The 15152-nt window shown below is 56.8% G+C and carries 16 protein-coding genes; 5 read left to right on the forward strand and 11 right to left on the reverse strand.

Going from position 1 to position 15152, the window contains the following annotated elements:
* The first annotated feature begins 83 nt into the window (after positions 1-83).
* Positions 84-1655 carry an HD-GYP domain-containing protein gene (locus BLU07_RS10025; RefSeq protein WP_092386533.1) on the forward strand — a complete coding sequence of 524 codons (1572 nt, stop codon included), beginning with the start codon at positions 84-86 and terminating at the stop codon, positions 1653-1655.
* An 18-nt stretch (positions 1656-1673) separates the two neighbouring features.
* Here the strand turns inward: BLU07_RS10025 and BLU07_RS10030 are convergent, their stop codons facing one another.
* The 7 genes from BLU07_RS10030 to BLU07_RS10060 all read right to left on the reverse strand — a co-directional run bounded on the left by BLU07_RS10030 (position 1674) and on the right by BLU07_RS10060 (position 8249).
* The gene (locus BLU07_RS10030; protein WP_092386535.1) at positions 1674-3125 is read right to left on the reverse strand and encodes a sigma-54 dependent transcriptional regulator; all 1452 of its coding nucleotides are present in this window, start codon (positions 3123-3125) and stop codon (positions 1674-1676) included.
* A gap of 300 nt (positions 3126-3425) precedes the next feature.
* Entirely contained in the window at positions 3426-3722 is a 297-nt protein-coding gene (locus BLU07_RS10035) for a flagellar protein FliT (protein WP_092386537.1), read from the reverse strand.
* Positions 3723-3733: 11 nt separating this feature from the next.
* Positions 3734-4117, reverse strand: coding sequence for a flagellar export chaperone FliS (gene fliS / locus BLU07_RS10040; protein ID WP_092386539.1), 384 nt, complete (start codon positions 4115-4117; stop codon positions 3734-3736).
* Positions 4118-4296: 179 nt separating this feature from the next.
* Entirely contained in the window at positions 4297-4671 is a 375-nt protein-coding gene (gene fliS / locus BLU07_RS10045; RefSeq protein ID WP_092386541.1) for a flagellar export chaperone FliS, read from the reverse strand.
* On the reverse strand, positions 4671-6146 hold the full coding sequence (fliD, locus tag BLU07_RS10050; protein ID WP_231701623.1) for a flagellar filament capping protein FliD: 1476 nt from the start codon (positions 6144-6146) through the stop codon (positions 4671-4673). Before fliD ends, fliS (BLU07_RS10045) begins: the two co-directional genes overlap by 1 nt.
* A gap of 106 nt (positions 6147-6252) precedes the next feature.
* A complete protein-coding gene (locus BLU07_RS10055; RefSeq protein WP_092386543.1) occupies positions 6253-6663 on the reverse strand; it encodes a flagellar protein FlaG in 411 nt (136 codons plus the stop codon).
* Positions 6664-6734: 71 nt separating this feature from the next.
* Positions 6735-8249 carry a flagellin gene (locus tag BLU07_RS10060; protein ID WP_092386545.1) on the reverse strand — a complete coding sequence of 505 codons (1515 nt, stop codon included), beginning with the start codon at positions 8247-8249 and terminating at the stop codon, positions 6735-6737.
* 309 nt (positions 8250-8558) lie between these two features.
* On the opposite strand from BLU07_RS10060, the gene BLU07_RS10065 reads away from it, so the two are divergent.
* Positions 8559-9047 carry a PA0061/PA0062 family lipoprotein gene (locus BLU07_RS10065; protein WP_092386547.1) on the forward strand — a complete coding sequence of 163 codons (489 nt, stop codon included), beginning with the start codon at positions 8559-8561 and terminating at the stop codon, positions 9045-9047.
* Between the two features lie 85 nt (positions 9048-9132).
* Here BLU07_RS10065 and BLU07_RS10070 read toward each other — a convergent pair whose 3' ends face one another.
* From BLU07_RS10070 to BLU07_RS10080, 3 genes are all read right to left on the reverse strand, one after another.
* Positions 9133-10359 (reverse strand): MFS transporter, encoded by a 1227-nt coding sequence (locus BLU07_RS10070; RefSeq protein WP_092386549.1) that lies wholly within the window; start codon positions 10357-10359, stop codon positions 9133-9135.
* Between the two features lie 88 nt (positions 10360-10447).
* On the reverse strand, positions 10448-11512 hold the full coding sequence (locus BLU07_RS10075) for a metal-dependent hydrolase (protein ID WP_092386551.1): 1065 nt from the start codon (positions 11510-11512) through the stop codon (positions 10448-10450).
* A 90-nt stretch (positions 11513-11602) separates the two neighbouring features.
* Positions 11603-12844 (reverse strand): serine hydrolase domain-containing protein, encoded by a 1242-nt coding sequence (locus BLU07_RS10080; RefSeq protein WP_157719175.1) that lies wholly within the window; start codon positions 12842-12844, stop codon positions 11603-11605.
* Positions 12845-12976: 132 nt separating this feature from the next.
* Here BLU07_RS10080 and msrB point away from each other — a divergent pair, with 132 nt between their 5' ends.
* From msrB to BLU07_RS10095, 3 genes are all read left to right on the forward strand, one after another.
* Positions 12977-13501, forward strand: coding sequence for a peptide-methionine (R)-S-oxide reductase MsrB (gene msrB, locus BLU07_RS10085; RefSeq protein WP_092386555.1), 525 nt, complete (start codon positions 12977-12979; stop codon positions 13499-13501).
* A gap of 2 nt (positions 13502-13503) precedes the next feature.
* Positions 13504-14118, forward strand: coding sequence for a peptide-methionine (S)-S-oxide reductase MsrA (gene msrA / locus BLU07_RS10090; RefSeq protein WP_092386557.1), 615 nt, complete (start codon positions 13504-13506; stop codon positions 14116-14118).
* Between the two features lie 78 nt (positions 14119-14196).
* Positions 14197-14379 carry a hypothetical protein gene (locus tag BLU07_RS10095; protein ID WP_092386559.1) on the forward strand — a complete coding sequence of 61 codons (183 nt, stop codon included), beginning with the start codon at positions 14197-14199 and terminating at the stop codon, positions 14377-14379.
* Here the strand turns inward: BLU07_RS10095 and BLU07_RS10100 are convergent, their stop codons facing one another.
* The gene (locus BLU07_RS10100) at positions 14380-15111 is read right to left on the reverse strand and encodes an SDR family oxidoreductase (protein ID WP_092386561.1); all 732 of its coding nucleotides are present in this window, start codon (positions 15109-15111) and stop codon (positions 14380-14382) included.
* Positions 15112-15152 lie beyond the last annotated feature (41 nt).

Here is a 15152-nt window from a genome sequence, read left to right on the forward strand (position 1 = left end):
TAAATTTTACAGTCGCGGCGAACCACAGCAGCGGTATAAGATCATCACCCCAAGCAGTACGCTGTGGTCGTTTTGAGGTCGACATGAACAACTTGGACAACGCGCTGGACGTCGCTACGCACCTGTCACGACTGACGCGGGCTTTGAGCAGCGAGCACGATGCTCAGCGACTGCTGGATCAGGTGGTTGAATCCGCCATGGATCTGCTGAACAGCGATGGCGGCACCCTGTACATTCAGCAGCACAACCACCTTCACTTTCATGTTCTGCGTAACCGCAGCCTTGGCCTGGACGACAGCTCGGTCAAATTGGCGCCAATACCTCTGGATGATCTGGAAGGGAGCGCTTCACGCCTGGTCGTCGTGCGGGCCTTCAAGGACCGCGAAACCATCGTTATTGACGATGCTTACCAGGATCACCGCTTTGACCTGACTGGCACCCGCCAGATTGATCGGCAACTGAATTACCGCTCGCGTTCATTTATCTGCGTACCGCTGAAAGACAATGAAGACCAGGTTATTGGCGTATTGCAGTTGATCAATGCACTGGATGCCGATGGGCAGGTGGTCGCCTTTCGCGCTGAACAACGCTATCTGCTCGAGGCCCTTGGCGCCATTGCCGCCACTATTCTCACTCAGCGCGAACTGATCAACGCGCAAAAGACCCTGTTCGAGTCCTTTATCAAGCTGATCGCCGAGGCCATTGACTACAAATCCCCCGTTACCGGGCGCCATTGCCAGAAGGTTCCGGAAATTGCCATGTTGCTGGCCGACGCGGTATGCGATTCCCGTGAGGGAGCCTATGCCGATGTGGCATTCAACGAGCAGCAGTTGTATGAACTGAAAATCGCCGCCTGGTTGCATGACTGCGGCAAGATCACCACGCCTGAGGCCATTATCGACAAGGGACGCAAGCTGGAGCAGCAGTTTGACCGTATCGAGCTGGTTGCCAGCCGTGTGCGCGAATACCAGTCCGCCCTCTTGCTGGCTGACCTGCGCCAGCATGGCACTGCCAGCCCGACAGCATCCTGCAAGGCTGCAATGACGCAAGCGGATGCTGATCTGGGTTTCATGCGCCAGATCAATCTGGGCGGGGAACAGCTGGATACTGCCGATCTGCAACGCCTGGAAAAACTGGCCGAGATCAAGTGGTGCGGGCCAGATGGTCGGCAGCGCACACTGTTGAGCGAAGACGAACTGGCCAACCTGTCGATCAGGCGTGGCACTCTGTTGCCGGAAGAGCTGGCGATCATGCGTGATCACATCGTGGTCACCAACCGCATGCTGCATTCACTCCCCTACCCGCGCAATCTGCAGCAGGTACCGGAAATTGCCGGCAATCATCATGAACACCTGGATGGCAGTGGCTATCCGCGCAAATTGAGCGCCGAACAGCTTTGCGTGCGCGCCCGTATCATGGCGATTGCGGATATCTTTGAAGCCTTGACCGCCCCGGACCGGCCCTACAAACAAGGCATGCCGCTCTCTCAGGCACTGAGCATCATTGGTCGCCATGCCGCTGCCGGGCGACTGGATGCGGAGCTGTTTACCATTTTTGTGCGCAGTGGTGCGTATCTGCAGTATGCCCGCCGCTTCATGTCGGCCGAGCAGATCGACCAACCCGATCTGGATAACCTGCCCGGTTTGCTGCGCTGAACCGACAGGGCAACAAAATCAGTCGCGATTGATACCGTACTTGCGCATCTTTTCCACCAGTGTGGTACGTCGAATACGCAAGCGTTCGGCAGCCCTCGCGACCACGCTGCCGCATTCATCCAGTGCCTGCTGAATCAGGGTCTGTTCCAGGCCGCCCAGATAATCTTTCAGGTCAAGCCCTTCCGGGGGCAGAAAGGCCGGACTGTCGAGCCCGACCAAGCCATTGAAGGCATCACCACGCTCGTCACCCTCATCCGACAACTGACGCAGGTCCTGGTGATCATCTTCCACATAACGGAATTTTCGTGGCAACTCATGCACGCCGATGACGCCGTGAGGGTGCATGATCGCCATGCGCTCAACCAGGTTGGCCAGCTCACGTACGTTACCCGGCCAGTCATGCTGACACAGTGACATGATCGCCGAGGTACTGAATCGAATGGAGCCGCGCTTCTCGGTTTCCATGCGCGTGATCAATTCACTGAGCAGCAGTGGCAGGTCTTCAATGCGCTCTCGCATGGCGGGCATCTCGATCGGAAATACATTCAGACGGTAGAACAAATCCTCACGGAAGCTACCGGCCTCAATCATGTTTTCCAGATTTTTGTGCGTGGCAGCAATGATGCGCACATCCGCTGTCTGTACCTTGTTGCTGCCAACCCGTTCAAAAGTCCGCTCCTGCAGCACGCGCAGCAGCTTGACCTGCATCGGCAACGGCATATCGCCGATCTCGTCGAGGAACAGCGTGCCGCCCTCAGCCAGCTCGAAACGCCCGGCGCGCGAGGTAATCGCCCCGGTAAAAGCGCCCTTCTCATGGCCAAACAGCTCGCTTTCCAGCAACTCTGCCGGAATGGCGCCGCAATTGACCGGCACAAAGGGCTTGTGCTTGCGACCGGAATGGTAGTGCAGGTTACGCGCCACAACTTCCTTGCCGGTACCCGACTCGCCGAGAATGAGTACCGTGGCCTCAGTATCCGCCACTTGTTGCATCATCTGGCGTACGCCCTGAATCGGTCGACTGGTGCCAACCAGACTGCGGAACAGGTTGGGTTCGCGCTGGCGCATCGGACTCTTGCGCTCGTCAAAAATCTCGCGGTAAACCTGCGCACGGTGAAGGCTGTCAAGCAGCTGATTGTAGCTCAAGGGTGGCTCAAGCACCGATAACAGGCGCTGACGCAAGTGATCCGGCCAGTTATTCGCCTGCGCCGGATCAACCAGCACGACAGGGAGATTGCTGTCCCAACGGTCCAGTTCCGTCAGCAGGGCCTGCAAGCCATCACCCAGGTTGCAGTCGCCCATAATCACGCACTTGAAAGAAGCAGCTTGCAAGGCATCGGTATTCACCGCGTCCTGCCAGGCCGCAGAGGTAGTGATCACGGACTCCTCGCCCAAAAATCCGAGTATGACACTCAGGTCATGGCGGTTCTGGGCGTCGTCTTCAATCAGCAGAATATGGTTATTCGGCAACATAGGGGGACTGTTGGTCCTTGATCACGTGGGTGGCACCGTTTGCGTAATTGCGTAATTGCGTAATAGCGCAGCGCCATGATGTCTTGTTAGTAGCCCAACAATAGGCAGATTTGTCGTTCGAGTCAAATACTTGGCGCAATAAAATGTAAATAGTCGCGGCAAATCCAGCGCCACCCTGCGCACATACACTATGGACCGCCACAAGCTGCGGCATCGCGGTGACAGTGCGACTGGGCCAGAAAAATATAAGCCCACAAAAAAGGCAGACCCGAAGTCTGCCTTTTGCAACCACAATTCAGCTTATTCGAACAACTGATACACCTTGGCGCCCTGCTGGCTGCGTTGCAGGCCCTGCATTTCTTCCGCCAGTTTGCCCTGAACCGCCTGACACAAGGCAATGACTTCGCGGTAGGTTTCCAGCAGGCTATCCAGCGCGTCGGCCAAGGCCTGATCATCGCGTTTTGGCTGGCTGACAGCTTCGGCTACCAGATCGCGTGTGAGCATATCCAGCTCGGCCACCTGCTCCCAGTCACCAGCCTGTACAGCACTGATCAGCGCTTTATGGGTATCTTCCAACTGTTTAACGGCCACAGCCATGACAGCTCTCCTCAGGACTGGCGAATACCATCCCAGCCTTCTTTGACTTCACGCAGCAAGTTTGCCACTTCATCCAGCAATGCCGGGTCATTGTTCATATTGGCCTGCGACAAACGCTGCTGCATAAACTGATACAGCTCATTCAGACTGGCCGCCACTTCACCGCCCTGCTTCAGGTCCAGCGCGTCTTGCAAACCACCGACAATCGCCACTGCCTTGCCAATCAACTCGCCCTTCAGCGGGGTATTGCCATATTGCATTGCACCTTTGGCCTGCGCAATACGCTGCAAACCGCCTTCCATCAACATCTGGATCAACCGATGCGGATCTGCCTCACTGACCTGGGCGTTCACGTTTACGGTCTGGTACTGCTTCATTGCGGTGTAGGCATTCATAACGACCAATTCCTGCGCTGTGTGATACATGCTTACTGTATCGGCTGCGCCGGGAGAACTTTAGCCGAAAACACAAAAAATCATCCGCTGTGACTACACAACCTCACCACGAAAACCACTACATGCAACCGTCTCTACGCAGGCCACTGGCAGTTCGGCTCACTGCACCAGAAAGGTACTCAGGAAACTTCGGGCTCAATCCCGTCCCAGCCCTCTTTGATTTCCATCAACAGGGCCTCCACCTCATCCAGCGAGCGCGGGGTGTCATCCAGCGCGACCCCCGCCAGCTTGCGGGTCATATAGTCATACAAGGCATCCAGGTTCTGCGCGATATCGCCGCCCAGTTCCCTATCCAACGAGCCTTGCAGGGCGCCAATAATACTGACAGTACTGCTGACGGCAACACCCCGGCGCTCAGGATTACCCATCTGCTGCGCATGTCGAGCCAGACGCACGCGCTCAATGGCACCGGCCAACAACAACTGTACGGCGCGGTACTGGGATACTTCCTGGGAAATATTGACCTTTTTATAGGTATCGATCGGATTGCTCATCAGCGACGGTTATCCTGTCTGACCACACCGGGTAGGTTGGACAATTGGTTGGTAAGGTAATCACTGGTCTGGTTCAACTGGGCGACCAACGAATCCATGGCGTTGAATTGCGACAACAGGCGGGCTTCCAGTTGACCAATGCGGCGAGTCAGGCTTTCGCGCTGATCATCCACACCAGTCAGCGTATTCTGCAAGGCTGTGGTGCGGCTTTCCAGCACGCCACCGCGCTGGGTATAGGGCTCGGCAACTGTATTCAACTGCTTCAACAGTCCATCATCACCCGTCAGGAGACCCGCTACCTGATCAAAATTATTATCCAGCGCGTCATTCATCCGCGTCTGGTTGATTTCCAGAGTTCCGTCACGTTTGGTGGCAATCCCGAGATCAGCCAGCATGCGCAAATCACCATCACCAACCACGCTCCCCATAGCGTTGCGCATGGAAGTGCTGAAGGACCGCACCGAGGCGTCGCCAACCAGGGGGGCTGCAAGGGGCTCGCCGTCATCCCCGCCTACCCGGGTCACGCTGGTCAGCTCGCTCATGGTGCCGCTTAACGCGTTGTAAGCCTCAACAAACTTTTCCAGAGCCGATCGCACACCCGCGCGGTCTTCACTCACGCCCAAACTCATGGTGCTGGCATTGGTCTGGTCTTCAGCTGACTGGGCGGCTTTAAGGGTAATGCTGACCCCTTCAATGGCCTCATCAATGGTATTACTGGCGCTGCTGACGGTAATACCGTCAATGGCGATATTGGCATCCCGCGCATAACTGATCACTCGGGGCGCGCGTGGATCATTGGGGTCCTGGGGAGGGGCGACAAAATCCGTGGTGGCGGGTGGAGTAAAAGCCAGCACGTTCAAATCACCGGTATCGCCAGCATCGGTGCTGGCAGTGACAGTGATGTCATTGCCGGTACCGGCCTGATTGGAGCTTAATACCAGACGTGAACCGCCGGCGCCACCGGGATCGGTAACGATAGTCGCACTGATGCCAATCTCGCTACCCTGAGTATTGATTGCGTCACGAATGGCCGTCAGGCTGTCGTTACCTGCAGTCACGTCAATATCCAGTGTCTGGCTGCCAACGCCGATAGACAGCGTCCCGGTACCCACCGGATCACTGGCATTATCCTGGCCGGCAAGCGCTACACGACTGGTTTGGGCCAGATTGAATACCTGAATATTGTAGTTACCGGAGGCAGCTGTCTTATCCGCCGTGGCGGTGAAGCTGCTGGTATCGCTGGACCGGGCACTGCGCTTGGTGAACAAGGCAGGGTCGTTCAACTCATTGAGTGCGGTCTGAAAGGTAGAAATTGCATTACGGAAACTGCCCAGCGCGGAAATACTGGTCGTCGTCTTTTTTTCCAGCCGGTCAAGCTGTGCCTTTTTGGGTGCCCGCTCAGCCTCAACCAGTGACTTGACGATGTTGTTCACGTCAAGACCGGAACCGATTCCACCAACGCCACCGATTGCCATATGCCTACCCTCATGACCGTTTATTGACGGTCGTGTACCGAATGAATGTGTCCGGTTACATCAGGCAAGTTACGTGCCAGCAAACCGGCTGACAGAAGGGCTGAACTCAGGCTTCTGCCTCGAATAACAAACTGCGAATTTCCGACAGGCTCTCGGCCAGGCGCAATGCCTCTTCCGAAGGGATCTGACGGATGACATCACCACTGCCGGCTTCCGTGACATTGATCACTACCTGGCCACTGGTGTCGTCGAGTTGAAAGTTGATATCCCGCCGTACCGATTGCACAAAATCCTGCATATCGGATACCACGGTCTGTAATTCCTCCGGCTCCATCCGTTCAGCTGGCTGAACCTGCTCCACCGCTTCGCGGGTTTGTGCTGCTACAGGCTGGGTCGCCGCTGGTGCCGTGACCTGGGTTGACTTGGCAAGGGCCTGCTGGCCGCTGCCTGCCTCGACTGATACCCCGTTACTGGCGGAGCGGTTCAGTTCGAAAGGTTTGAGTACGCCAATATCCATGGTACTTACCTCAGATAGGATAATGCGGGGAAAGGTTGCCCCTTCCCCGCAGTGTAACCCCTATTACCAGCTTAGCCCAAGAGGCTAAGAACGGCCTGGGGCAACTGGTTGGCCTGAGCCAGAATCGAAGTACCAGCCTGCTGCAGAATCTGGTTCTTGGTCAGAGCTGCAGTTTCTGCGGCAAAGTCGGTGTCCTGGGTCCGGCTGCGAGCAGCAGACACGTTTTCCGAAATGCTTTGCAGGTTGCTGATAGTCGATTCAAAGCGGTTCTGCACCGCACCCAACTGGGCGCGCTGGCTATCAATGCTTGAAATCGCCCCGTCAATCACTGAGATGGCATCCTGGGCTGCGTCAACGGTCAGGATATCCAGCGATTCAACATTGACGCGCGAACCGATTGCGGCTGCAGTGATTTCGGCAACATCCGCGCTACCGTCATCAGTCAGGCTGAATGAACCAGTCGAATCAAAAGTCAGCGTGCCGACGGCCTGGGCCGCTACGTTGGTGCCATCCAGAGTTACGGCAGTGTCGAAAGTACCATCCGACAATTGCACCTGAATAGCCAGAGTTTCAACGTTGGTGCTACCGTTTGCATCTTCATTGAAGTTGTCGATTTCAATGCTGTCGCCGTTGCGCGCACTGACCACCAACTCCTTGTCATTATTGATGGATGCCGACAAGCCGTTGGAGCCAGAGTCTTCGTTGATGGCATCACGCAGAGCTTCCAGATCCTGGGTTGCGTCACCGGAGCCAGCAATCTGAATGGTGGTTTTTTGACCACCGGCAGTACCAATGTCGAAGCTGACGGCTTCACCAGATGCGAGACCCAGGTCAGTACCGAAAGAAATGGCGCTTTTTGCACTCGCAGTCACACCGGTATCGCTGGAAATCTGGTTGACCTTGCTGGCAACATCACTGGCAGAGTCAGTTGCAACGACATCGATAGTACCTGAACCAACAGAGCCATTCACGGTAACGACACCCGCGGAGAAGGCGTTTGCACCTTGCGCGGTGGCGAGATCTGCAGCTACAGCAGCAGTCCCGGTAACGCTACCGTCATCACGCGAACGGAAGGAACCCAGTGTTTCGGTAGAGGCATCGGTCAATGTCACACCGATTGTTTCGTTAGCCTGTGAACCAACCTGGAAGGTGGTTGAACCAAAGCTGCCGTCGAGCAGTTTGCGGCCACCAAAGGCAGTGGTATCAGAAATACGGGTCAGCTCTTCTTTCAGCTGGTTGACTTCCTGATTCAATGATTTGCGCTCAATCGCAGAGTTTGAACCGTTGGCCGATTGCAGGGCCAGGTCACGCATACGCTGCAGAATGTTGGTGGACTCTTGCAGAGCACCTTCAGCGGTCTGGGAGATGGAGATACCATCGTTGGCGTTACGTACCGCAACACCCAGACCATTGATCTGACTGGTCAGACGGTTGGAAATCTGCAAACCGGCGGCATCGTCTTTGGCGCTATTGATACGCGAACCGGATGACAGACGCTCCAGAGAGGTTTGCAGCGCATTGGAGCTACGACCAAGGTTGTTCTGTGCGTTGAGAGATGCAACGTTAGTATTTACTGTAAGGGACATGGTGATGCCTCCGTAGGACCTATTAAATGTTTGCCTGAGCAAGCGACCTCAGGGCGGGCTTTGCCCAGGCACCCATCGAGTTCGCGTTCAACCAAGTTATCGGCGTGCCCTCTGAAAGCTTTAGGATTTTTTGCGAAAATAATTTTTCTACTGTGATGTCAAGCACTTGGCTCAATATCAAATCCCTTCACCCTCCCGACAGGCCTTGCAGTGACACGCCATAACCTGTCGTTACTTCTATTAACGGCCAAGCGTTGGAATACTTGAGGCCAGGTGCCAGTATTTTTTTTGCTCAGCCGGAGTCAGCGTATGGCTAATGTGAACACATCCGTCATTGTCCACCACACCCAACACCCCAGGCGCTGGCCCGCCTGGCCCGCCATCGTCGTAACCGTGATGGCAGCAGGTCTGGTCGCCTGCGCTTCGTCTCGCCCGCCCCAAGAACCCATCGCTGACAACCAGGCACGTATTACCTTCAGCACTCAACCGATGGATAACCTGCGGGCCCATCGGTTGAATGGCGAACTGGTGCGGGGGTTGAGCTTTGACGACATCCCAGCCGGCGCTCACCGCCTGGATGTACGCTTTCGTTTTGAACGACCGGGCGGCGGGCAGCCGGGGCTTCGCGATTCACAGCAACACACCTGTGATTTGCGCATCCATTACCCAGCCTTTGAAGGCGGGCAACGCTACGTGATTCGTGCCGAGCTGTTCCACTGGCGACCCCGCGGCTGGTTGCAGAATGCTGCGGGCGAACGACTGGCAGACGCTGACGTTGTGCACTGCTCACCGGGCTGAAACAGCCTGAGACCCGGACCAGCAAAACGGCCAACTCTGGCCGTTCGCGCTATGCGCGAAAGCCCGCTTCATGTGCTCTGGCGCGTCAATACATCGAGGTCCGCCTGGTTTTCACTGCCACCAGCAACAGAGTCAGTGCAGCCAATGAAATCAGCGCAGTAAAGCCGATGACGGTATTGCCAAAACCAATCAGGTCACTGACCAAACCAACCCCCAGAACCACGGTCGCCATGGTCAGGTAAGCCATCAGATAGAAAGCCGAGATAATTCCGCCCCGTTCCTCCGCTGGTGCGACCTGACTGATCGCGGCCAAAGCCACCACCCCGGTAGCCCCTGCCCCCATGGCTGTAGCCAGGGTCGCAATGGAAAACATGACCGGTGAACTACTGATGACCGCCAACGCCAGACACAACAAACCGCCAATCAAAAGAGGCGGCCCGATCAGAATCAGACGATCCAGTGGTTGTCTTTGACAGGCAAACTGGCTGATGCCGGCGGTCAGCTGCCAGGCGGCGGCAAACAGACCGGCCATGGCGCGATCACTGACGCCAACCAGCTCCCGTGCCAGTGATGGCCCGAGTGAGGCATACAGGCTCCCGGTCGACCAGGCCAGACAGATACCCGCTGCCGAAAAGGCAAAGGCACCCAGCAAGGCTCGCGGTACTTTGACCGGCGTCGGCCGCCAGTCACGAAAGTGAAAGTTCTTCTGCCGCCGACCAATGTCCTTGGGCCAGGGCGCAGTTAACAGCAGAACCAGGGTCAGCCCACACAGACCCAAAGTGACCAGAAAGGGCCATGAACTCGCGCCACTGTCAAACGCCAGAGCCAGTGAGCTCAGGGTCGGGCCGGCAAAGGCTCCCATGGTAAAGAACAGCGCCGACATGGTGGCTGCCCGGGTCCAGTTATTGTCCGGATCGAGTTCAATCACTGCGGCCGACGCTGCGCCGGTGACAATACCGGTGCCGATTCCGGTGAGAATCCGTGCCGTGCCCAGCCAGTAGATGTCACGGGCAAAATAGAACACCAGCACCCCGGCGGTGATAAACAGGATGCCCGGCACCAGGAGTTGCCGCCGGCCGATCTTGTCGGAGAGGGTGCCCAGCGTCAGCAACATGCTGACCACGCCAAAGACATACACGGCAAAGACTGCAGTCAATGCGGTTGCGGAAAACCCCATTTGTACCTGCCAGACGGCATACAGCGGGGTTGGCAGGTTACTGGAAAAAATGGCCGTAAAAATTGCCAGCAAGGCCGCCAGCATGGCAAGGAAACGGGGTTCTTTGGCAGTGACAGGCGCAGCAGTGCCCGGCATGGCGGTTTTCCTGATCGGCGAGTGAAGGTAGCTGTCTATTATCGCAGACTGCGGTAAAAGTTGCCCGCCGTTGAGCACAATCCAGCGTTCAGCGACCTGGCGGCATGGCCATCGACTGGGTCAGTGGTTGGGCCAGGTCATACAATGACAACGGGTAGTCGGGGTCCAATGCACGCTGCCTGAGCATGCCCAACTGGGAAAAATCCGCCGGAGGGGTGGGCCATTGCTCCGGCGCCTCGATCACGGTAACGGAATCACCCGTCACCTGTGCCAGGGGGAACCGGAACGGATGATAGCCAGTCATCCCCAGGCGCAGGTCAGTCACCACCCAGTAACCATCAATCAGGTCATAGCGCAACGTATCGCGGGTAAACCAGCGCAAACGATCGTGGGCCTGGCTACCAGACAATGCTTGCTGGCCGGCTGTGGCGTTGCGTGGCAATCGTTCAAGCCGGGGCGGGCTTTTATCCAGCCAACTGACAACGCCCTCGTAATAATCGTCGCCGTCAACGGCCACTACACGCCAGAGCACCGTATTGAAAGGTGTCGGTGAACTGAAGGTGTGCTCTGCCTGAATGCCATCACGGTGCATCGCCGCCAGCAATTGCTGATCAGCCATCTGTTTGCCGAGCAAAGTGCTGCCCAGATACAAGGTACTCAGGGCCAGCGCCGCGTATTGCCAGCGCATGCCGGTACGCTGCAACCCCCAGATGGCACCCACGACGACTGCCAGCAGCAGAGGCAGGGTATACAGCGGATCTATGATGAAAATGCTGGAAATCGCCGCCGGCGGCGGGCTGAACGGCCAGAACAGCTGTGTCCCGTAGGAGGTAAAAGCATCCAGCAGCACATGGGTACTCAACAACAGCCAGATGGCCAGCCACAATCGCAGGCCGCTGTAACCGGGATGCGGTCGCCAGCGCCGGATGCACCAGGCGAGAAGAACACTGATACCGCCAAGCACAAAAAGAGAATGACTGAAGCCACGATGAAAAGTCATGTTGGCCACGGCATCGCCATAATCCAACACCACATCCATATCCGGCAAAGTGCCCAATACGGCGCCATACAGCAAGGCCTTGCGTCCTTGCCAGGGTCCCATCATGGCGCCATAAATCGAGGCGCCCAATACCGCCTGGGTGACTGAGTCCACGCGCGTTATCCCTTACTGATATCAATCATTTGAAAGTCTAACGGTGCGTATCCTGCTCACCCAGCGGCTAACAACCTCGAAAGGTGTCGGTTACTCGGCAGGCTTGAACAAGATATGACTTACCGTATTGTGCACCACTCGCGAGTGGCGGAAGTCAGTACTTTGCATCATGCCCATGACAATTCGCTGATTGTCGGGATCAATCCAGGCCCAGGGGCCTTCAATGCCCCACCACCAGAAAGTGCCTTCAGGCAAATAGCCCGCCGGCTCGGACTCGTCAACCACGGCCACATTCAGGCCAAAGGTATTGCCCGGGGCCCACTCTGGACCGTCAATCCCCTCCGGCAGTTGGCGACTACGCATCGCTTGCACTGTTTCAGGTTTGAGCAGACGCACACCATCCAGCTCACCCTCGTTCAGCAGCATGCGGGCAAAGCGCAGATAATCATCCATGCTGGAGACCAGGCCGCTCCCCCCCATGATCAGGTTCGGTTTGCTCAGCCAGTCATCTTTCGGCAGCGGCTGCAGGCCGGCGTCAGTCGGATGATAACTGGTTGCCAGTCGGTCAGCCTTGTCGGCACTGACAAAGTAGGCGGTATCCTGCATGCCCAGGGGGCCGAGCACCCGTTCCTGGAGATAGTCGTCAAAGGATTGCCCACTGAGCACTTCGACCAGACGGGCCTGGATGTCGATCGAGAAGCTGTAGTGCCAGCGCGTACCGGGCTGATGCCGCAGGGGCAAGGCAGCGACACGATCTACCAGTTGTTCCAGCGTGATATCACGGCTGAACAGACCGGCCTGCTCATACAGGGTATCCACGGCAGACTGGGTGAAGCGACCGTAGGTAAAGCCAGCGGTATAGTTCATCAGCTCACGCACCGTTATCGCGTGGGTAGCCGGAACCGTTGGCAGGTTCTCCGGATCAGCATCCAGCGACTTGGCTACCTGCAGACCCTTGAATTGCGGCAAGTGCTGCTCCAGCGGATCATCCAGGCTCAGTTTGCCCTCTTCCACCAACATCAATAACGCCACCGCCGTTACTGGCTTGGTCAATGAATAGATCTTGAACAGTGAGTCTTCAGCCAGCGGCGTTTCACTGGCAATGTCCTGGTAGCCATGTTGCTGACGATGAACAACCTCGCCATCTTCATAGACCAGCGTGGCAATACCGGCCAGGTGCCCTTCTTCAACCTGGGCCTGCATAGCCTGTTCAAGCAGGCTGAAACGCTGTGGCGCGATGGAATCGGCCTGCGCCAGTGGGGCCAACAACAAGGCCGAAATGGCCAAAGCGGAAAATTGCCGAAAACCGGCAAAGGGAAAACGACTGGACATCATGGCTCCTTTATTTTGTTATCCGGGCAAGGGGGATGCCCGCCAGCGGGAAATGCTTTGATACCAACCGACGTTGGGATGCGCGCAAAACTGGAGTATCTTTTTAACGGATAACCTGTGGAAGACACAAGTATGAATCGTCGCATGCTGTTACAAACCATGGCTTTGCTACCGCTACTCCCTGCGCTGCGGGTACTGGCCAGTTCGCCGGAGAACACGCCGCACATGACCGATATTTCTTTTACCCCACTCGATCATGCGCATGACTATTGGCGAGACAAGGTGTCCGCGGACGCCTGGCATATTCTTTTTGAAGAAGGTACCGAGCCTGCCGGCAGCAGCCCGCTGGACAAGATCTATGAGCCAGGCACCTATGTCTGTGCCGCCTGTCATCTGCCGTTGTTCCTCAGCGACGACAAGTTCGACAGCAAAACCGGCTGGCCCAGTTTTACCCAACCGATTGCGGACACCATGGGCACCAAGCGCGACTACAAACTCATCTGGCCACGTACCGAGTATCATTGCGCGCGTTGCGGCGGCCACCAGGGTCATGTTTTCAATGATGGCCCGCCACCGCGCGGCGAGCGCTGGTGCAACAATGGTCTCGCCCTTCGTTTTATACCGGCCGAGCAACCACTACCCGAACTGAGGGGCTGAGCATGTCACGTCATTCAGGCTTTATCCTGCTCTGCCTCTGTCTTGCCTTCAGCGTTGCCAGTCATGGCCAGGAGCCGCTGCAGGAAGGGCCTGCGGGAACCCGAATGGCCGTCTTTGCCGGCGGCTGTTTCTGGTGCACCGAGGCAGATTTCGACAAGATGACCGGCGTGGTCGACACTGTCTCCGGGTATATTGGCGGCAACGCCGATACCGCTACGTACCCAAAAGTATCGGCCGGCGGGACTGGGCACATCGAAGCAGTTGCGGTCTTCTACGACCCGCAGCAGACAGACTACGCAACCCTGCTCGAACAATTCTGGCCGACCATCGACCCGCTGACCGACAACGCTCAGTTCTGTGATAAAGGCGCACATTATCGCAGCGCCCTGTTCTATAAGGATGAGGAACAACAGGCGCTGATTACCGCCTCACGCGATGCCCTGGCGGACTCCGGTCGCTTCGAGCAACCGATTGTCACCGACATTTTGCCCCAGACCGCATTTTACCCGGCTGAGGAATACCATCAGAACTACTATCAAAAGAATCCATTGCGCTACAACTTCTACCGCAGCCGCTGTGGCCGCGATGCTCGCCTGGCTGAAGTATGGGGTGATTGAGGATTCACGACCAAGAGTGCCAGACAACTGACGCTCGCTCTGGTATACTGGCCGACCATTCAACAAAATGTGTGCCTCATGTCAACCAAATCTGCGGCAAAACGCAAGGCCGATGCTGCTGTTGCCACGCACAACAGCATCAATGATCAAATCTCCGACTTTCTCAAGTCCGGTGGCGAAATCCAACAAATCCCCAACGGTGTCAGCGGCCAGACCTATGGCTCGGCCCGACCGCAAGCCGGCAAACCTGCCGCACGCTAGTCAGAATGCCTGCACCGTCGGGCGGATGGTCAATTCGTTGATATCCACCTCGGCGGGCTGGGCAATCGCCCAGGCAATGCTTTCAGCTACCCTTTCAGGCGCTATCGCATCAGCATAACCCGCCTTGACCGCAGCGACCGTCTTCTCATCGGAACTGCCCATTGGCAACTCGGTATCGATGGCACCGGGTGAAATCAGTGTAGTGCGGATGGTCCCACCTTCCTGCCGCAAGCCTTCACTGAGCGCTCTGACAGCATATTTGGTCGCACTGTAAACCGCTCCATTGGGCACAACCTTGTGTCCGGCAATCGAGCCCACATTGATGAAATGCCCTTTTTCCTGCTGCTGGAAGATCGGCAAAGCGGCGGCAATGCCGTGCAACACGCCCTTGATGTTGATATCCACCATGCGATCCCAGTCTTCCGCCAGTACCTTGTGGATGCTGCCCAACGCCATCAGTCCGGCATTGTTGATCATCACATCAACCTGGCCGAAGCGCTCTTTGGCCAACGCCAGCAATGCCTGCATATCGTCCGAACGGGTCACATCGGTCACCCGATAAGCCGCCTTGCCACCTGCCCCTTCAATCTCGGCGACCAGGGCCTGCAAACGGTCTTCTCGCCGCGCGCCCAAAACGACTGTCATGCCGGCAGTTGCCAGATGGCGTGCCGTTGCAGCACCAATACCGCTGCTGGCACCCGTAATGACGACTACTTTGCTGTTGTCTTGCATGCGTATCCTCCTTGGTTGGCTATCCACCTCAGCCTGGAGGT

Source organism: Halopseudomonas salegens (assembly GCF_900105655.1).
Taxonomy (GTDB): Bacteria; Pseudomonadota; Gammaproteobacteria; order Pseudomonadales; family Pseudomonadaceae; genus Halopseudomonas; species Halopseudomonas salegens.